Raw genomic sequence first — 20,239 nt, forward strand, 5'->3', positions numbered from 1 at the left:
ATTTATTTATTCCTTTTTTTATAAAACGAAGTATTTTCTTTAATATTTTAGGTGTAGTTTTATATTAAAATTCAATTATAAAATTTGAGATACCTTTTCGCAAATGAATTCTAATAAAACCTCATCTTCTTTTGTAAAAGGGTTTACGGAATGCGAATCAATATCAATCTGACCAATGTTTTTGTTTTTTACAAAAATTGGAATTACAATTTCACTTTTCACTTTCCATCCGCAAGAAATATAGTTATCTTGACTAGAAACGTCTTGTACAACAAAATTTTTATTACTAACAGCAACTTGTCCGCAAATTCCTTTACCAAAAGGAATAATAGTATGCTCGGTAAGTTCACCTGCAAATTGTGCGAGCTTAAGTTCTTCTTTATTTCCATTTTTAAAATAGAATCCCACCCAATTATAATAACTAATATTTTGTTTTAAAAGATCACATATTTCTTGTAGTGTTTTTTCATTACTTGAATGTCTTTTAAAAATATTATTTACAGATTCTTTTAGTAGAGGTGTATTCATTTTATTTATGATTTTTTGCAAAAATAAAACTCTTTGGCATATAATAATAAAACAGTCCTAATTTTTCTTGTTAAGTTTTTAGGATTTATGCAGTTTTGTTTATGTTATATTCATTATTATTTGTTGAAAAGCCAAATAATAATTGAGGTTTTTTTATACACAGATAACTTAATCTATTGTTCTTATTTACTTTACTTACTCCTTTAATTACTATCAAAAAATTATAATAAAAAATAAGAATACATAATTTTTAGTATTTTAGGCAAATAAATAATCTAAATTTAGAAATTAAAGTATGAAAAAAATAATTTTTGTTTTAACATTAGTGTTATCTGTTTCATTGATGTTTACTTCTTGTAAAGATTCAAAAAAAGGAGAAATGAATCATGAAAATCACGATCATTCAAAAGAAGGTAGTTCTGCAGAATTAGCTTATCAATGTCCAATGGATTGTGAAAAAGGAAAAATATATGCTGAAAAAGGTTCGTGTCCAGTTTGTAAAATGGATTTAAAAGAAAAATCCTCAAAGAAAGAAGCTAAGCATGCAGATAACTGTAAATGTATAGATGGAGGAGATTGTAAATGTGAACCAGGTGAATGTGTTTGTGAAAAAGAAGTTGCTAAAATGCAAAAAGAATGTTCACATTGTGAACCGGGAAGTTGCGAATGTAAAGCCTAGTTCGTTTTCCTATAAAAACAAAAAAGGGCCTATTTAGTATACTAAATAGGCCCTTTTTTGTTTTAGAAAGTTAGTAATGCTTTTATTTTATCATTACTTACATATTTTTGAAGTGCTTCTCTCCCTGGTAAAAAGGATAAATCCATTATGAAATTGAATCCAGCTATTTCTGCGCCACATTTTAAGATAATCTCTGCAGCAGCAGTAGCCGTGCCTCCTGTAGCTAATAAATCATCATGTATTAAAACTTTATCTCCAGGATTAATTAAGCCTTTTTGCACTTGAATTTCATCCGTACCATATTCTTTTTCAAAAGTTTGTGTAATTATTTCACCAGGAAGTTTTCCCGGTTTTCTAGCTAAAATCATTGGAGTTTTGGATGCTTTTGCTAAATCAAATCCAAATAAAAAACCTCTAGCATCAAAACATAATATTTTATTGAATAAAAAATCTGCCCCTTGTTTTGGAAGTAATTCTTGTAAATAATGTGAAGTAAGTGTAGCTAATTCTGGTTTGTATAAAATACTTTGTACATCTTTAAAATTAACTCCTTTTTCTGGCCAATCAGGAAATGTTTTAATTTCCTTTTTTAATAGTTCTCTGCAATCTTCAATGTTTGTTATGCTTTCGTTGGTGCTCATTAGGGAAATTTATATTTTTTTAGAATGAACAAAAGTACTTAAAATTTGTTTGAAATTTGAATTTAAGGACTTGGTAAATTTAAAAAATATTTAATATTATTTAAATGAATTATTTTTTGTGTTCATTATTAATGAGTTTAAATTTTAGATGCTTAAAAGAGGTATGGTTAGCTTGATATAAATTGTTTATACCTTATAAGACTAAATTAAGTGAATTAAACTATTTTATATCAGGATACAATAAAAATAAAAAAAGCTTTACATTTCTGTAAAGCTTTTTTATATAAAAAATAATTGTTTTTTACATCATACCTGGCATTCCACCACCCATAGGAGGCATTCCACCGGCAGGAGCATCTTCTTTAATGTCAACTAATGTACAAGCCGTAGTTAAAATCATTCCAGCAACCGAAGCTGCATTTTCTAGAGCAACACGTGTTACTTTAGTAGGATCTATAATACCAGCTTTTAACATATTAGTGTATTCTTCAGTTTTAGCATTGTAACCAAAATCACCTTTTCCTTCTAATACTTTTGCTACAACAACAGAACCTTCACCTCCCGCATTTTCAACAATTTGTCTTAATGGCTCTTCAATAGCTCTTGCTAAAATTTTAATTCCTGTTACTTCATCTAAACTATCTGTAGTAATTGATTTTAATACTTCAATAGTTCTAACTAAAGCAACACCACCACCTGCAACAATACCTTCTTCAACAGCAGCACGAGTAGCATGTAATGCATCATCAACTCTGTCTTTTTTCTCTTTCATTTCAATTTCACTTGCAGCACCAACATATAAAACAGCAACTCCACCAGCTAATTTAGCTAAACGTTCTTGCAGTTTTTCTTTATCGTAGTCTGAAGTAGTAGTTTCTATTTGAGATTTAATTTGAGCAACTCTTGCTTTAATCATATCTGCATCACCTGCACCATTTACAATAGTTGTATTGTCTTTATCAATTGTAACTCTTTCAGCAGTACCTAACATATCTAAAGTAGCTTTTTCTAAAGTTAAACCTCTTTCTTCAGAAATAACAGTAGCTCCAGTTAAGATAGCGACATCTTCTAACATTGCTTTTCTACGATCTCCAAATCCAGGAGCTTTTACAGCAGCAATTTTTAAAGCACCACGTAATTTATTCATTACTAAAGTAGCTAAAGCTTCACCTTCAACATCTTCAGCAATTACTAATAATGGTTTTCCGCTTTGTGCTACAGGTTCTAATATTGGTAATAAATCTTTAAGATTTGTTATTTTTTTCTCAAATAAAAGAATGTAAGGATTTTCTAAATCCGTTAACATTTTGTCTGTGTTAGTAACAAAATAAGGAGATAAATAACCTCTATCAAATTGCATTCCTTCAACAATATCTACATAAGTAGAAGTTCCTTTTGCTTCTTCAACAGTTATTACACCTTCTTTTCCAACTTTTTCAAAAGCTTGAGCAATTAAATCTCCAATAGCTTCGTCATTATTTGCTGAAATTGATGCAACTTGTTTTATTTTATCAGATTTGTTTCCAACTTCTTGAGATTGTGCTCTTAAATTTTCAACAATTGCTTCAACAGCTTTGTCAATTCCACGTTTTAAATCTAATGGATTTGCACCGGCTGCTACATTTTTTAATCCTTCCTTAACAATAGCTTGTGCTAAAACAGTAGCTGTTGTTGTTCCGTCACCTGCTAAATCGTTGGTTTTAGAAGCTACTTCTTTTACCATTTGAGCTCCCATATTTTCAAGGGGATCTTCAAGTTCAATTTCTTTTGCTACAGTTACACCATCTTTAGTTATTGCAGGTCCTCCAAATGCTTTTCCTATTACAACATTTCTTCCTTTTGGTCCTAAAGTTACTTTAACAGCGTTTGCTAAAGCATCAACTCCACGTTTTAATCCGTCACGTGCTTCTATATCAAAAATTATATTTTTTGCCATTTTTTATGTTTTTTTTCAAAAGAGCTATAGGCTAATTGCCATTGGCTATTTGTTAGTTATTAATTATTTTAAGCTAATTTTTTAAAAATTAAACAATTGCTAAAATATCACTTTCTCTCATGATTAAGTACTCTGTACCTTCTACATCAATTTCAGTACCAGCATATTTTCCGTATAAAACAGTGTCACCAACTTTAACAGTCATTGGCTCGTCTTTAGTTCCGTTACCAACTGCTAAAACAGTTCCTTTTTGTTGTTTCTCTTTTGCTGAATCTGGAATAATTAATCCTGAAGCTGTTGTTGTTTCTGCAGGTAGAGGTTCCACCAAAACTCTATCGGCTAACGGTTTGATATTTATTTTACTCATGTTTTTTGGTTTATAAATTATTAATTAGGAAGATTAGCTTCCCAAAAACGTGCCAATTCTTTAAAACTGACAAAAGTACTATTTGAAGAAAAAAAACAAAAAAAAATGCCAATGTGTGTGACACGTTGGCATTTTTTTTAAAATCTTAGTAAAGAATTATTGTACACTATCTTGTGTTTCTGGAGCCATAGGCTGTGCAGGTGTATCTTGTACTTCACGATTTTCAATAGTATTTTCAATTTCTGAACTTGTATCAACTGCATTTACTTTAGGAGCAGCAAAGTTAGATAAAAGGATTAGAGCTAATAAAGCTATTGAAAGAGTCCAAGTACTTTTATCTAAAAAGTTAGTAGTGTTTTGCACACCACCTAAAGATTGTGTACCACCGCCTCCAAACGAAGAAGATAATCCTCCTCCTTTAGGGTTTTGAACCATAATAATTAATATTAGCAAGAATGCTACTATCATAATCAGAACTAGAAATAATGTATACGTCATGACTTATTTTTTTGTAAAATATTTATTGCTTTAATTTGGTCTGCAAAGAAACCACTTTTTTCTGGATATTTCAAACTTAAAATGCGGTAAGCTTTTATTGCATTTTCAAATTTATTTTGTTCTAGATAAACTTTAGCTAAAGTTTCGGTCATTAAGCTATCATTTTCAGATGAGCTTTCTTTTGAAACGTCTTTGTTTATAGCGTTTTTATCTAAAGGTTTAATTTTTGGGTTTGTTTTTATAAACTTTTCAATTAAACTACTTTTATTAGGTTTTAATGGTTCTTTTTTTATTGAATGTTCTCTAATAATTGGTTTTTTTGAAGCTAATTGCATCCATTCATTAAATGAATGTGGCTCTGAACTCTTAAAATTTAAAGGTTTGCCTATTTCTAAAATTTCAGAAGCGCTTTTTTTATTGTTATCTTCCTTTAATTTAGGTTTAATTGTTACAATTTGTTTTTTTTGCTTAGGTGTAATATTTTCTTTTTTATGAAAAACTTCAACAGTTATAGGTTCTATAACTTCTATTTCTTCTAAAATAATTTCGTTGTTTGAAGATTTATTTGATAGATTTAATGACGTAATAAAATTAAAAAGCACTGAACGATCTATAGTATGTGCCGCCGTCTTTTTTAATGATTCATTATATTTAAAACTATTAGTATTATTTAAACCTTTTAATTGGAGCGCTCTTGCCAATTGAAAATAAGGATATTCATTTATAATTGCATCCAATTTTTCGGTTTTTGAAACGTCTATTGTTGTTGGGTCTTGCATTAATAAAGAAAACTCATTATTATTCATAAATTTACCATTTAGCTACAGAAGCATTAAAAATATCTTGGGTAATTCGTTCAATTATTTCATCAAAAGCATCATCCAATAAACCTCCTACTAATTGTGAACTTCCATCAAAATCATAATAATGAGAAAATGTTGTTTCAAAGTTGTCATCTTCATTTTTATTATTGAAAAAACGAACATTAACAGTAATTGTTAATCTATTTTGCGCTGCAGTTTGCTCAGCAGTAGCAGTCATTGGATTAATTTTGTAGCCAGTAATTTCACCTTCAAATTGTAAATCACCGCCAGAACTAACTGATGTTAAATTGGTTTGAGTATCAAATAAATCTCTAAAATCGGTTGTAAATGTTTGACTTAAAGAAGGCTCAACCAAAACTGCATTATTAGGGAAAAAATCTATTTGAATAGTTTTTACATCGGGACTAATATTTGTACCGGTAAATGAATAAATACCACACTTAACAAGCGTAAAACTTACTAGTAGAGCTAAGGTTATACCAATTTTTTTCATTTAATGTTTTTAGTGTTTTTAATATTTTTGAGTTCAAAGTTAATTATTAAACTACAAATCGTATTGTTTTATTTTACGATATAATGTTCTTTCTGAAATTCCTAGTTCTTTTGCTGCGAGTTTTCTTTTACCATTATTTCGTTCTAATGATTTTTTAATTAATTCAATTTCTTTTTCTTGTATTGATAAACTTTCGTCAGAATCAATGGTTTCTGCAAAATGAAAATCTTCAGTGTCTGTATATTTTTCATTAATTCTAACTACTTCTACTTGATTATCTTGTTCTTTAAAAGATTTTTCTTGGTAAATTTTTTGAATCAATTTTTTGTTTTCTTCTTGAACTTCTGACGTGTCTTTCCCTTTTAATAAATCTAAAGTAAGTTTTTTTAAATCATTGATATCATTTCGCATATCAAACAAGATTTTATACATAATTTCTCGTTCACTTGCAAAATCACTTTTAGAATTGTTGCTGCCAATAACAGAAGGAAGGTTTGTTCCTTTATTAGGTAAATATTGTAACAACCCTTCAGATGAAACTATTCTGTTTTCTTCAATTACAGATATTTGTTCAGCAATATTTCTTAGTTGACGAATATTTCCAGGGAAGCTGTAATTTTCTAAAAGTTTAACACCATCGTCAGTTAATCTAACTGTAGGCATTTTATATTTTTGCGCAAAATCGGAGGCAAATTTTCTAAATAATAAATGAATATCTCCCAATCGTTCACGTAATGGTGGTAAATCAATTTCAATAGTGCTTAATCTGTAATATAAATCTTCTCTAAATTTACCTTTGTTAATGGCTTCCTGCATTTTTAAATTAGTTGCAGCTACTATGCGAACATCTGTTTTTTGAACTTTAGAAGAACCTACTTTAATAAATTCGCCATTTTCTAAAACTCTAAGCAGTCTTACCTGAGTAGTTAATGGTAGTTCACCTACTTCATCTAAAAATATTGTCCCACCATCAGCCACTTCAAAATAGCCATTTCTGGTAGCTGTGGCACCGGTAAAAGCCCCTTTTTCATGTCCGAAAAGTTCACTGTCTATGGTTCCTTCAGGAATTGCTCCACAGTTTACAGCAATATATTTGGCGTGTTTTCTATGCGATAAATTATGAATTATTCTAGGGATATTTTCTTTACCAACACCACTTTCTCCTGTAACTAAAACTGAAATATCAGTAGGGGCTACTCTTATTGCCTTTTCTAATGAACGATTTAAATGAGCATCGTTTCCAATAATTCCAAATCGTTGTTTAATTACCTGCAGTGATTCCATAATCTTAAATTCTTTTTCCTAATAGCGTTCCAGATGTACAATTTTCAACTATAATATTAACAAAATCACCAATTTGTTCGTCTCCTTTTTCAAAAATTACCATAGCATTTTGTGAATTTCGCCCTTTCCAATGTAAATCAGATTTTTTTGAAGTTCCTTCAATTAAAACTTCATATTTTTTACCAATAAATTCCTGCATTCTAAGCATACCATGACTACGTTGTAATTGAATTATTTCATTCAATCTCCTTTTCTTATCTTCAATTGGAACGTCGTCTATCATACGTTTTTCGGCAGGTGTTCCTGGTCTTTCAGAATAGGCAAACATAAAACCGAAGTCGTATTTTACATATTCCATTAAACTTAAGGTATCCTTGTGTTCTTCTTCTGTTTCACCACAAAAACCTGTAATCATATCTTGTGATAAGGCACAGTCTGGCAATATTTTTCTAATATTATCAACTAATTCTATATATTCTTCACGGGTATGTTGTCTGTTCATTCTGTTTAAAACAGAAGTACTTCCAGATTGAACAGGTAAATGTATGTATTTACATATGTTTTCGTGTTTTGCCATTGTGTGGATAACATCTAAACTCATATCTTGAGGATTAGATGTTGAAAAACGAAAACGGGTTTTTGGAAATTCAGTGGCTGCTAAATCTAATAATTGAGCAAAATCAACAGCTGTTGCTTGAGCTATTTCTGAGGCGTTTTTAAAATCTTTTTTTAATCCACCACCATACCAAAGGTAGCTATCTACATTTTGGCCCAGTAAAGTTATTTCTTTATAATTATTGGCTACTAAACCTCTTATTTCTTCTAAAATGCTTTTCGGGTCTCTACTTCTTTCACGTCCACGAGTAAATGGTACAACGCAAAAAGTACACATATTATCACAACCTCTAGTAATTGAAACAAATGCTGAAACACCATTACTATTTAATCTTACAGGAGAAACATCTCCGTAAGTTTCTTCTTTAGATAAAATAACATTTACGGCGTCACGCCCTTCACTAACTTCTTCTAATAAATTAGGTAAATCTCTATAAGCATCTGGTCCAACAACCAAATCAACTATTTTTTCTTCTTCTAAAAATTTAGTTTTTAAACGTTCAGCCATACAACCTAAAACACCAACTTTCATTGTTGGGTTTATTTTTTTTACAGCATTATATTTTTGCAAACGTTTACGAACGGTTTGTTCTGCCTTTTCTCTAATAGAACAAGTATTTACCAAAACAAGATCGGCTTCTTCCAGTAAATGAGTGGTATTGTAACCTTCCTTTGAAAGTATTGAAGCAACAATTTCTGTGTCATTTAAATTCATTTGGCAACCATAACTTTCTATATAAAGTTTTTTATGGTTTCCATCTATCTTATCCGTTAAAAGCGCTTGTCCTTGCTTTTTTTCTTCTATAACTTTTTCGCTACCCATTATTTTTTTATTGGATTGCAAAGATATAACCAATTTTTCTAAAATATGACATATTGGCAGAAAATTAACATTTTCAAATTGTATTTTTAAAAGTGATTAATCCCTTGTTTTTGGAGGGTTAAATGTTGATATTCAGATGGTAAATTAAAAATATATAATTTTGTGTAGCGTTTTAAAGAATTTACACGTATTAATAAGGTAGGCTTGTTCTAAAATACAAATTGATGATAGTATTAACTACTAAACCAAACTAAAATGAAAACTAAAAATATTTTTTTAATTTTTGCAACACTTTTATTTATGCTTTCGTGTAATGAAAAAGATGATAATCTTGAAACCGTAAATGTTGCAAAAGCGGAGTATATGTCGCTCAAAGCTTTAAGAAGTTCTGTTGATATAATAGCTCCAAGACCAATTGATGAATCAGGGAAAATATACGCATATAAAAATCTTGTATTGGTTAATGATGTTGAAAAAGGAATTCATATTATAGATAATTCCAATCCAGCTCAACCTGTTAAAAAAGCATTTATTAAAATTATAGCCAATAAAGACATGGAGATTAAAGGCGATTTTTTATATGCCGATAGTTTAATGGATTTAGTGGTTTTTGACATTTCAGATTTAAATAACATTTTTGAAGTAGCTAGATTAGAAGATGTGTTTCCTTGGTATGTTCCAATGCCTTTAGTAGATAATTTAATTGTTGATTACGGAGAGGGAGATAATACTCAAAATGAAATTATTGTAGGTTGGGATATTTCTCAAGAACGAAGAAATATTGAAGATGTGAAAAATGATTATAATACAGGAGGGGTGTTTTTTGATAATACTTTTGCTTTAGCTTCTTCAGAATCAACTGGGCAAGGAGGTTCTTTAGCAAGATTTAAAATTGTTGATGAATATTTATATGCGGTTGATAGTCATAATATAAATATTTTTAATATTTCGAATTTAGAAAAACCTAGAGAATTAAATGATGTTCATGCGGGTTTTGATATTGAAACTATCTTTAATAGAGGAGATCAATTATTTTTGGGAAGTATGAGTGGAATGTATATTTATGATATTTCAAAACCGGGCTCACCTCAATTTGTGTCAGAATTTCAGCACGGTACAGCTTGTGATCCTGTTGTAGTTGATGATAAATATGCGTATATTACGCTAAGAGCTGGGAATTTTTGTGGTGCATTTGATAGTAGTTTAGAAATTGTAGATGTTTCTGATATTTATAATATTGAACACGTTAAATCTTATTCTATGGACAACCCATACGGCTTGGGAATAAAGGATGATTTACTTTTTATATGTGATGGTACTTCAGGATTAAAGGTGTACAATAAAGAAAATGTTGAAGAGCTTAAATTAATAAATACTTTTAAAAATATAAATACTTTTGATGTAATTCCAATGGAAAATAATTTGTTGTTAATAGGTGATAATACACTTTATCAATACAAATATTCAGGTGAAAGCATTGATTTATTGAGTGAGTTTCATTTAAATTAATAATTTATTTAGTTAGTAAAAGCAGGCTCTACAGCCTGCTTTTCTGTTTTTTTGTAAATTGTATTTGATAAGTTTTAAAAATCTTATATACATTTGCAAACCTAAAACACCAAATATCTGAATGGTGTATTTTATCTAAAAAGAGAATATTTATGGCAAAAAACTTGGTAATAGTAGAGTCACCTGCAAAAGCAAAAACAATAGAAAAATTTTTGGGAAAAGATTTTCAAGTAGAATCTAGTTTTGGACATATTGCAGATTTACCATCTAAAGAAATAGGAATTGATGTTGAAGGCGATTTTATGCCTAAATATATAGTCTCTACTGATAAGAAGGCAGTTGTAAAAAAACTGAAAGATTTAGCAAAGAAAGTTGATACAGTTTGGTTGGCTTCGGATGAGGATCGCGAGGGAGAAGCAATTGCTTGGCACTTATTTGAGCAGTTAAAACTAAAAGATACTAACACAAAACGTATTGTTTTTCACGAAATTACAAAAAAAGCAATATTAAAAGCTGTTGAGAATCCAAGAAGTATAGATTACAATTTAGTTAATGCTCAACAAGCAAGAAGAGTGTTGGATAGGTTGGTGGGGTATGAATTATCACCTGTACTTTGGAGAAAAATAAAAGGAGGTTTATCTGCCGGAAGGGTACAATCTGTAGCAGTTAGATTAATTGTTGAAAGAGAAAGAGAAATTACAAGTTTTAAACCAGTTGCATCTTATAAAGTAGTAGCAGAATTTTCAAATTCAGAAGGGAAAAAGTTTAAAGCTAATTTACCAAAGAATTTTAAAACAAAGAAAGATGCAGAAGCATTTTTAAATTCTTGTATTGCGGCTGATTTTAAAGTTGATGATTTACAGAAAAAGCCAGCAAAAAAGTCTCCTGCAGCGCCTTTTACAACATCTACCTTGCAGCAAGAAGCTTCAAGAAAATTATATTTTCCAGTTGCCAAAACAATGATGATGGCGCAACGATTATATGAAGCAGGTTTAATAACCTATATGAGAACAGATAGTGTAAATTTATCTGATGATGCAAAAATTAATGCACAAGAAGAAATTACATCTTCATATGGAGCGGAATATAGCAAGCCAAGAAGTTTTAGTAATAAAACTAAAGGTGCACAAGAAGCGCATGAGGCTATTAGACCTACTGATATGAGTACTCATACTGTTTCTGTTGATTATGATCAGGACAGATTATATGATTTGATTTGGAAAAGAACGCTTGCTTCACAAATGAGTGATGCTCAATTGGAAAGAACGAATGTTAAAATTTCTAATTCAAATAATAAAACAATTTTCACTGCAAATGGTGAAATGATAAAGTTTGATGGTTTCTTAAAAGTATATTTAGAAGGAACCGATAATGAAGATGAAGAGCAAGATGGTATGTTACCAAATTTAACAATTGGAGATTTGCTTTCTAATGAGAATATTATTGCCACAGAACGTTATTCAAGACCACCTTACAGATATACTGAAGCTTCTTTAGTTAAGAGATTAGAAGAGCTAGGGATCGGAAGACCATCTACTTATGCGCCAACAATTTCAACTATTCAAAGAAGAGAATATGTTGTGAAAGGAGCAATTGATGGAGTAGATAGAGATTATACTCAAATTATATTAAGTAACGATAAGGTTGTTTCTGAAGTATTAACAGAAAAAGTAGGTTCGGATAAAGGGAAAATTGTTCCAACTGATATTGGAAATATTGTAAACGATTTTTTAGTTGAAAACTTTTCAAACGTGTTAGATTTTGGATTTACGGCTAAGGTTGAATCTGAATTTGATGATATTGCTGAAGGAAAGGAAGATTGGATTGAAATGATTAAAGATTTTTATAAAACGTTTCACCCAATAGTTGAAGATGTTGCAGCAAATGCAGAAAGAGCTAAAGGAGAACGTTTGTTAGGAATTGATCCTGATAGCGGTAAAAATGTATACGCTAGGTTAGGTAGGTTTGGAGCAATGGTTCAAATTGGAGAAGCTACAGACGAGGAAAAACCAAAATTTGCGAGCTTACAAGGAGATCAAACCTTAACAACAATTACCTATGAAGAGGCAATGGATTTATTTAAACTTCCTAAAACCATTGGTGAATATGAAGATGTTGATGTAATAGTTGCAAGTGGACGATTTGGCCCGTACATTAAATTTGATAAAATGTTTGTGTCTATTCCAAGAGATGAGAACCCAATGTCTGTTGATTTAAACAGAGCTATTGAGTTAATTAAAGAAAAACAAGAAGCAGACGCACCTATTGGAACATATGAAGATTTACCAATTCAAAAAGGAGTAGGAAGGTTTGGGCCATTTATAAAATGGAATAGTATGTTTATTAATGTTAATAAAAAATACGATTTTGATAATCTTACCAGAGAAAATTTGGTTGAATTAATTGAAGACAAAAAAAGAAAAGAAATTGAAAAAGTAATCCACAATTGGGAAGAAGAAGGTATTAGAGTTGAAAAGGCACGTTGGGGAAGATTTAATATTTTAAAAGGTAAAATAAAAATAGAATTACCAAAAACCGTTGATGCGACCAAGCTAACTCTAGAAGAAGTGAAAGGAATAATAGAAAAAAAAGCACCAAAAAAGAAAACTACTAAAAGAAAAACTAAAAAGAAATAAGATTTTTAGTTATCTTGCCGTCCGAAATAGTGCTTTAACCCCTTAGAATGAATTTCGATTACTTAAATCCCGTTGATAATTCTATATTATCTTTTATAGAAATGCAGTCCGACCGCACATTTGGACAATGCATTGATATATATTCAGATAAGAGTAGTCAACCTGATTTAATAAATAAAAAAATTGCAATTATCGGTGTTTTGGACGGAAGAGGTTCCGTTGGAAATAACGGTACAGGTACAAATCTTAACGAAATCCGTAAAGAATTATATAAATTATATCCTGGAAATTGGCCAGTTAATGTGGTGGATTTAGGAGATATAGTTGAAGGGCATACAATTAAAGATACTTATTTTGCCTTGGGTGAATCACTCGAATATTTGATAAAAAATAAAATTATCCCAATAATTATTGGTGGAGGTCAGGATTTAACATATGCAAATTATAGAGCATATGATAAATTAGAGCAGACAGTAAATATTGTTGCGGTTGATAATAAGTTTGATTTAGGTTCAATAGAAGATGAATTAGCTTCAAACTCATATTTGAGTAAGGTTGTAATGAACGAACCTAATAATTTATTTAATTTTTGCAATTTAGGGTATCAAACCTATTTTAATTCACAAGATGAATTAGATTTGTTAGATAGCTTGTTTTTTGAAACGCACAGATTAGGAGAACTAGTAAACGATATTAAAATTGTTGAACCAATATTAAGAGATGCTGATATTGTTAGTGTAGATATATCCTCTATTAAAAATTCTTATGCTCCAGCAAATAAAAATGCTGGTCCTAATGGACTTTCAGGAGCGGAAATTTGTGCAATCTCCAGATATGCAGGAATAAGTGATAAAGTTTCCTCATTTGGTATTTTTGAATATAATCCTATTTTTGACGATAAAAATCAAACGGCTCAATTAATTTCTCAAATGATTTGGTATTTCATAGAGGGGTATAATTATAGAGCTCATGATTATCCTTTTGGTCTAAAAGATCAATATAAAAAGTTTATTGTTCCAATAGAAGATCAAATATTACATTTTTATAAGAGTCATAAAAGTGGAAGATGGTGGATGGAAATAGATATAAGTAATAATAATAAATTTAAAAGACATGCGTTAATACCTTGTACATATCAAGATTATATAAGTGCAAGTAATCAAGATATCCCTGAAAGATGGATAAGAACATTAAAAAAGTTGGTATAATTTTTCAGATTATATATAATAAAATATAATTTTAACAGTTTAAACTGATTAAATATTATTGTATTTTAAAATAATTAGTAATACGTTTACCATAACAGAACAAAAAATTAATATGAAGAAAATATCATTGTATATTTCACTGGTTTTTTTAGTACTTAGTTGCGGATCTAATGAACAAGGTGAATTAGTTGGAGTTGGATCTTCAAATAGTTGGCATTCTGAAAGACCACTAGGGATGACCTATATACCTGGAGGATCTTTTACAATGGGTAAACAAAGTGAAGATGTTGCAGGTTCACTTAATTCCCCATCTAGAACTGTTACAGTTCGTCCAGTTTATATGGATGAAACAGAAATTACCAATAGTGAATATAAAGAGTTTGTTTACTGGGTTAGAGATTCAATCGTAAGAACTGAATTAGCCTTATATTCAGAATTAATGTCTGTAGAGGGAGAGCCTGTTTTAGAAGATTATCAGTTTTTAAATATAGACTCAACAGATATGTCACCATATCAAAAATATATGATGAAAACTTATGGTAGTCTTGGTGATTTAAATTCTCCTACACAAGGAAAGATGTTAAATTGGGATGAAGAAATTATTTGGAATGTTAATCAATTTCCAAGTGAAGAATATGCAGAGGTTATGATTGATTCTGTATTAACACCAATTGAGGATAGTTTTGAAGGTAGAAGAATGCTTGATGTGGATAGACTAAAATTTAAATTTTATTGGTTAGATCAAGAAGCAGCAGCACGTAAAAAAGGAAAAAGAAGAGATTTTATAAAACAAGAAGTAATAAAAGTTTATCCAGATACTACAGTTTGGGTAAGAGATTTTAATTATTCATATAATGATCCAATGCATCAGGATTATTTTTACCATCAAGCATTTAATGATTACCCAGTAGTTGGAGTGTCTTGGATTCAAGCTAAAGCATTTTGTAGATGGAGAACAAAAAAGAAAAATGATTTTTTAAGTACTACAAGAAGACCAAGCCTAATCCCTCAATTTAGATTGGCTACAGAAGCTGAATGGGAATATGCCGCACGTGGTGGATTGGAAAATGCAACATACCCTTGGGGAGGACCTTATACAACATCAGATAGAGGTTGTTTTTTAGCTAATTTTAAACCAAGTAGAGGTAATTACGCTGTAGATGGAGCTTTATATACTGTAGAAGCAAAATCATATCCTCCAAATGATTATGGATTATATAATATGGCAGGAAATGTTGCTGAATGGACAAATTCAACTTACAGTGATGAATCCTATTATATTACATCTACAATGAATCCAAATGTAGGAAAAGATAAAAATCATAGAAAAGTAATTAGAGGAGGCTCATGGAAAGATGTTGCTTATTTTTTAGAAGTAAGTACTCGTGACTATGAATATTCCGATTCCGCAAGAAGTTTTATAGGTTTTAGAACTGTTCAAGATTTTTTAGGAACTGAATTAATAAAAGAATAATCAACCCAATAACAATTAACAAACTTTAATATTTAAATTATGGCACAGAGTAAAAAAATAAAAAAAATATTTAATATGGCTTACGGGCTTGGAGCATCTGTAGTTATTGTAGGAGCTCTTTTTAAACTAACACATTTCCATATCGGATTTTTAACAGGTGGGGTAATGTTAGCAATTGGTTTAATAACAGAAGCAGTAATCTTTGCTATTTCAGCTTTTGAACCTGTAGATGATGAGTTAGACTGGTCTTTAGTATATCCTGAATTAACAGGAGGAATGGAAAAAGAAAAAGATAAAAAACAAGCTTTTGAGGCTCAAGGCGTTTTATCTCAAAAGTTAGATGATATGCTAAAAGATGCTAAATTAGATGCTAGCTTAATGCAAAGCTTAGGAGATAGCATTAGAAACTTTAAAGGAGCTGCTGAAAATATAGCACCTGCAGTAGACTCTATTGCAGCTACCAATAAATATAGTGAGCAATTATCTTTAGCTGCTTCACAAATGGAATCATTAAATAGTTTATATAAAGTTCAATTAGAAAGTACTTCTAGACAAACCGAAATTAATTCACAAGCGGCTGAAAATGCAGGTAAGTTAAAAGAACAAATGGAATCTTTAACAGCTAATTTATCATCTTTAAATGGTGTTTATGGAGGTATGTTAACTGCTATGACTCCAAAAAAATAATTAGTTTAAAAACTAAATTTATTAATTAAAAAACTAATTAGAATGGCTTCAGGTAATTTATCACCAAGGCAAAAAATGATTAACCTAATGTACTTAGTATTTATTTCTATGTTAGCAATGAATATGTCCAAAGAGGTTTTGTCAGCTTTTGGTTTTATGAATGAAAAATTAGCAGATAATAATGTTACTGCTACAGTAAAAAATAAAGAGATACTTGCAAATTTAGCAACAAAGGCAGGTGAGCAACCAGAAAAATATAGTGTTTTATTTGATAAGGCTAAGCAAGTTGATAAGTTATCAAAAGAATTTGATGATTATTTAAATGCTAAAAAAGTTTTATTACTTAAAGGACAAGAAGATATAAAGAATTATGAAGCAATGGACCAATCTGCAGTTGTAGATGAACATTTCTTTAAAAATAATACCTTCACCAAGGCAGGTCAAGAGTTTTTAGATAATATCTCTGGGTATAAAAATAGTGTTATTAAATTAATTGGGGAGAATAGCCCGTTGGTAGCCTCAATAAATAAAAGATTTGATACTTCAGATCAAAAAATTAAAGATGCTATTCAAAAACAACCTTGGCTAAATAATAGATATGAAGGATTTCCTTTAATTTCTACTGTTACCAATTTAACATCAATGCAAACAGATATTAAAACTACACAATCTGAAATATTTGGAAGCCTTTTAGGAGGTCAGTTAGAAAGTGATGTTTCTTTAACTAATTTTGAAGCAATTGTTGTTGCAGATAAAACGGCTTTCTTTCAAGGAGAAAAGTTTACAGGTAAAATTTATTTAGGTAAAAAAGATCCAACTTTAAAAGCTGATTTAGTTGAAATAGGAGGTTCTAAATTACCTGAATCTAGTATTAAAGAAGGTCAAGTATTATTAGATTTTCCAGCAGGAAATGTTGGAGAACATAATATAAAAGGAAAATTTGTATTTACAGAAAATGGAGAAGCAATTGAAATTCCAATTTCTTCAAGCTATGCAGTTATACCAACACCTAATAGTGCGGTTATTTCAGCAGATAAAATGAATGTAGTTTACAGAGGTGTACCAAACCCAATGACTATTTCAATTCCAGGTATTGCTGATAATTTAGTGAAAGCTACAGCAGGTGGATTAAGAAAAGTTGCAGGTTCAGGAAAATATATTATGACACCATCATCTGGTAGAGAAGTGAAAATTAATGTTTCTGGAAAATTACAAAATGGAAAAACTGTAAGCTCATCTCAAACTTTTAGAATTAAAGATATTCCTTCACCTCAAGGTACAGTAAGAAAACAATCGGGTGTTGTAAAAATGCCTAAAACAAGTTTAGGTAACTCAACAGTTGGTGCTGAATTACCTGATTTTGATTTTGACCTAAAACTAAGTACTACTGGATTTACACTTAAAGTTCCTGGTCAAGGAGCGGTAGTAGTAAGAGGTAATAAAATGAATTCATCAGCAAAGAAGGCTATTGCAAAAGCTAAAAGAGGAGATGTTATTACAATATTTGATGTAAAATCTACGTTAGTAGGAAATACAACTTATAAAATTAAAAATGCTTCACCTGTAAGTGTTGAAATTCAATAAATTGAAATAAATGATGACTAAGAAAAATATTGGAATTTTTATTTTGGCGTTAATAATGGTGCAAGTTATAAATGCTCAATCTAATTTATTAAATGTCAAAACACCTTCTGATATTGGGAAAAAGACTGTTCAACAACAAAAAGTTGATAATGATAAACCATTAGAATATGGTTACGTTGATGATAGAGATATTTTATGGTCTAAAGTGGTATGGGAATATGTTGATTTAAATGAAAAAATTAATTTACCATATTATTATCCTGTTGATACAACTAATGTTTCAGGAAATAGAAGATCATTATTTGATACTTTATTAAAAGGAATTAAAAATGATCAAATTACTGAAGTTTATGATGATTCATATTTTAATTCTAAAATGACAAAGGCAGAAATCAATAGGAAACTATTTAGAATAGATACTACTGATGCTGGTTATGATGAGTTAAATGCTGGGGCAACTAACATTAGTGAATATGTTGATAAGATAAATCTTACATCTCAAGATATTGAAGGTTTTAAAATTAAAGGTCTTTGGTATTTTGACAAAAGACAGGGTGAAATGAAGTATAGACTATTAGGTATTGCTCCTATTGCACCAGATGTTCAAACCATGGGAAGAGAAGATATTGATATTACTGAACAATTGGCGTTATTTTGGGTTTGGTTCCCAGATTCAAGAAATATTTTACACGATATGAAAGTATTTAATCCAAAAAATTCTTCGTTTCCAATTTCTTATGATCATTTACTAAATGCTAGAAGATTTAGTTCTATTATTTATAGAGAAGAAAATATTTACGGAGATAGAGATATATCTGAATATGTAAAAGGAAATTCTTTATTTCAAGTACTTGAATCTAATAAAATTAAAGATGATATTAGAAACAAAGAGCTTGATATGTGGAATTACTAATTCTATTGAAAAACATAAAAAAAACTCTTGCCTTTTGCAAGAGTTTTTTTGTTTAAAAAAGTAATGTTTAAAGATGAAGGTAGATTATATTATTGTAGGTTTAGGGCTAGCAGGGCTTGCTTTTTCAAGAGAATTAGAGAAACATAATAAATCATACGTTGTTTATGAAGATAATTCGCAGCAATCATCTATTGTAGCTGGAGGAATGTATAATCCTGTAATTTTAAAAAGATTTACACCCGTATGGAGTGCAATTGAGCAACTTGAAATTGCAATACCTTTTTATAAAGCGTTAGAAAGAGATTTTCAAAAGAAATACATTTATGATGTTGATATTTATCGAGTTTTCAAATCTGTTGAAGAGCAGAATAATTGGTTTGTAGCTTGTGATAAACCATTACTTTCACAATATATGATTCCTGAAATTGAACTTAATAAGTATGAAGGGGTTGAATCGGATTTTGGGTTTGGAAAGTTAATAGATACAGGTCGCATAGATACAAAAGAACTAATTAATGATTATAGAGATTATTTATTAAATAAAAACATAATTAGAAAGGATAAGTTTATTTATAAGAGCTTAAAAATTAATGATATAGGCGTGGAGTATGATGATGTTAAGGCATCAAAAGTAGTATTTTGTGAAGGGTTTGGGTTGGTTAAAAATCCATTTTTTAATTATTTACCAATGCAAGAAGCTAAAGGTGAATTATTAATAATTCATGCACCTAATTTAAATGTAGATTTTATGATTAAAGCATCAGTTTTTGTGATGCCTTTGGGTGATAATTATTTTAAAGTTGGAGCAACATTTAATTGGAAGGATAAAACTACACTGCCTACAGATTCAGGAAAAAAAGAATTGATAGAAAAACTTGAAACCGTTATTAATGTTTCATATAAAATTGTGGACCATGTTGCCGGAATTCGACCAACAGTTAAAGATAGAAGACCTTTAGTTGGAAAACATCCTAAATATCATTCTTTGGCCATTTTAAATGGTTTAGGCACAAGAGGAGTAATGATTGCTCCTAAATCTTCAAAAGAGTTATACAACTATTTAGAAAACGATATTGAGTTATCTAAAGAAATATCAATTAGTCGGTTTTAGATTTTATTGAATTTGGATCATAGTGTACAAATATATTTATCCAAATTATTCTTGAAAACCTTAATGATATTGGTGAAGTTAATATTAGCACAAGTACAATTGGTATAAAACTTTCAATCATACTTAAATTAAAAACCAACGTAGATATTATGAAGGTTATTATTGAAATACCAACAGTTAATGCGTAAGTTACATACATAGCTCCATAATAAAAAGATGGTTCCATCATGTATTTTAAATTACATTTTGGACATCTTTCCTTCATTATTGATGCTTTTTTTAAGTTAAAGATGTTTTTTTCTTCCATAAAATCACCTTCATGGCACCTTGGGCATTTATTAAATATAATGCTATATAGCTTTGATCCTTTTTTAAACATGCTTTGTTTGTACGTTATTCAATGTATAATATTTAGAAAACTAAAAACTT

The 20,239-nt window shown here is 29.8% G+C and carries 19 protein-coding genes; 9 read left to right on the forward strand and 10 right to left on the reverse strand.

Annotated features, from left to right (window positions below):
• Nucleotides 1-75: 75 nt before the first annotated feature.
• Nucleotides 76-528 (reverse strand): GAF domain-containing protein, encoded by a 453-nt coding sequence (locus tag DAD81_RS02485; RefSeq protein ID WP_111706641.1) that lies wholly within the window; start codon nt 526-528, stop codon nt 76-78.
• Nucleotides 529-823: 295 nt separating this feature from the next.
• Between DAD81_RS02485 and DAD81_RS20800 the strand changes: the two genes are divergently transcribed.
• Complete coding sequence (locus DAD81_RS20800; RefSeq protein ID WP_179950010.1) at nt 824-1,207, forward strand: heavy metal-binding domain-containing protein; 384 nt, start codon at nt 824-826, stop codon at nt 1,205-1,207.
• A 62-nt stretch (nt 1,208-1,269) separates the two neighbouring features.
• Here DAD81_RS20800 and DAD81_RS02495 read toward each other — a convergent pair whose 3' ends face one another.
• From DAD81_RS02495 to miaB, 8 genes are all read right to left on the reverse strand, one after another.
• Nucleotides 1,270-1,848: an adenine phosphoribosyltransferase gene (locus DAD81_RS02495; RefSeq protein WP_111706642.1), complete on the reverse strand. Its 579-nt coding sequence runs from the start codon at nt 1,846-1,848 to the stop codon at nt 1,270-1,272.
• Between the two features lie 301 nt (nt 1,849-2,149).
• Nucleotides 2,150-3,784, reverse strand: coding sequence for a chaperonin GroEL (gene groL, locus DAD81_RS02500; protein WP_111706643.1), 1,635 nt, complete (start codon nt 3,782-3,784; stop codon nt 2,150-2,152).
• Nucleotides 3,785-3,872: 88 nt separating this feature from the next.
• The gene (locus DAD81_RS02505; RefSeq protein WP_111706644.1) at nt 3,873-4,151 is read right to left on the reverse strand and encodes a co-chaperone GroES; all 279 of its coding nucleotides are present in this window, start codon (nt 4,149-4,151) and stop codon (nt 3,873-3,875) included.
• 156 nt (nt 4,152-4,307) lie between these two features.
• Entirely contained in the window at nt 4,308-4,649 is a 342-nt protein-coding gene (secG, locus tag DAD81_RS02510) for a preprotein translocase subunit SecG (RefSeq protein WP_111706645.1), read from the reverse strand.
• Nucleotides 4,646-5,455, reverse strand: coding sequence for a hypothetical protein (locus DAD81_RS02515; protein ID WP_111706646.1), 810 nt, complete (start codon nt 5,453-5,455; stop codon nt 4,646-4,648). Before DAD81_RS02515 ends, secG begins: the two co-directional genes overlap by 4 nt.
• 4 nt (nt 5,456-5,459) lie before the next feature.
• On the reverse strand, nt 5,460-5,966 hold the full coding sequence (locus tag DAD81_RS02520) for an LptE family protein (protein WP_111706647.1): 507 nt from the start codon (nt 5,964-5,966) through the stop codon (nt 5,460-5,462).
• A 51-nt stretch (nt 5,967-6,017) separates the two neighbouring features.
• Complete coding sequence (locus DAD81_RS02525; RefSeq protein WP_111706648.1) at nt 6,018-7,250, reverse strand: sigma-54 interaction domain-containing protein; 1,233 nt, start codon at nt 7,248-7,250, stop codon at nt 6,018-6,020.
• Nucleotides 7,251-7,254: 4 nt separating this feature from the next.
• Nucleotides 7,255-8,688 (reverse strand): tRNA (N6-isopentenyl adenosine(37)-C2)-methylthiotransferase MiaB, encoded by a 1,434-nt coding sequence (miaB, locus tag DAD81_RS02530; protein WP_179950011.1) that lies wholly within the window; start codon nt 8,686-8,688, stop codon nt 7,255-7,257.
• Nucleotides 8,689-8,943: 255 nt separating this feature from the next.
• Here miaB and DAD81_RS02535 point away from each other — a divergent pair, with 255 nt between their 5' ends.
• From DAD81_RS02535 to DAD81_RS02570, 8 genes are all read left to right on the forward strand, one after another.
• Entirely contained in the window at nt 8,944-10,197 is a 1,254-nt protein-coding gene (locus DAD81_RS02535; protein ID WP_111706649.1) for an LVIVD repeat-containing protein, read from the forward strand.
• Nucleotides 10,198-10,349: 152 nt separating this feature from the next.
• Entirely contained in the window at nt 10,350-12,833 is a 2,484-nt protein-coding gene (gene topA / locus DAD81_RS02540; protein WP_111706650.1) for a type I DNA topoisomerase, read from the forward strand.
• A 47-nt stretch (nt 12,834-12,880) separates the two neighbouring features.
• Nucleotides 12,881-14,041, forward strand: coding sequence for a formimidoylglutamase (locus DAD81_RS02545; RefSeq protein ID WP_111706651.1), 1,161 nt, complete (start codon nt 12,881-12,883; stop codon nt 14,039-14,041).
• A 112-nt stretch (nt 14,042-14,153) separates the two neighbouring features.
• Nucleotides 14,154-15,515, forward strand: coding sequence for a T9SS ring complex lipoprotein PorK/GldK (gene porK, locus DAD81_RS02550; protein WP_111706652.1), 1,362 nt, complete (start codon nt 14,154-14,156; stop codon nt 15,513-15,515).
• A 39-nt stretch (nt 15,516-15,554) separates the two neighbouring features.
• On the forward strand, nt 15,555-16,202 hold the full coding sequence (gene porL, locus DAD81_RS02555) for a type IX secretion system motor protein PorL/GldL (RefSeq protein ID WP_111706653.1): 648 nt from the start codon (nt 15,555-15,557) through the stop codon (nt 16,200-16,202).
• A gap of 42 nt (nt 16,203-16,244) precedes the next feature.
• Nucleotides 16,245-17,786 carry a type IX secretion system motor protein PorM/GldM gene (gene porM, locus DAD81_RS02560; protein ID WP_111706654.1) on the forward strand — a complete coding sequence of 514 codons (1,542 nt, stop codon included), beginning with the start codon at nt 16,245-16,247 and terminating at the stop codon, nt 17,784-17,786.
• Between the two features lie 10 nt (nt 17,787-17,796).
• Nucleotides 17,797-18,699: a type IX secretion system ring subunit PorN/GldN gene (porN, locus tag DAD81_RS02565; RefSeq protein ID WP_317047308.1), complete on the forward strand. Its 903-nt coding sequence runs from the start codon at nt 17,797-17,799 to the stop codon at nt 18,697-18,699.
• A gap of 73 nt (nt 18,700-18,772) precedes the next feature.
• On the forward strand, nt 18,773-19,810 hold the full coding sequence (locus tag DAD81_RS02570; protein ID WP_111706656.1) for an NAD(P)/FAD-dependent oxidoreductase: 1,038 nt from the start codon (nt 18,773-18,775) through the stop codon (nt 19,808-19,810).
• On the opposite strand, the gene DAD81_RS02575 is transcribed toward DAD81_RS02570, so the two are convergent.
• The gene (locus DAD81_RS02575) at nt 19,797-20,117 is read right to left on the reverse strand and encodes a DUF983 domain-containing protein (protein WP_245949165.1); all 321 of its coding nucleotides are present in this window, start codon (nt 20,115-20,117) and stop codon (nt 19,797-19,799) included. The two genes, DAD81_RS02570 and DAD81_RS02575, sit on opposite strands and share 14 nt — an antisense overlap.
• Between the last annotated feature and the right edge of the window lie 122 nt (nt 20,118-20,239).

It is taken from the genome of Lutibacter citreus (assembly GCF_003260195.1).
GTDB lineage: Bacteria > Bacteroidota > Bacteroidia > Flavobacteriales > Flavobacteriaceae > Lutibacter > Lutibacter citreus.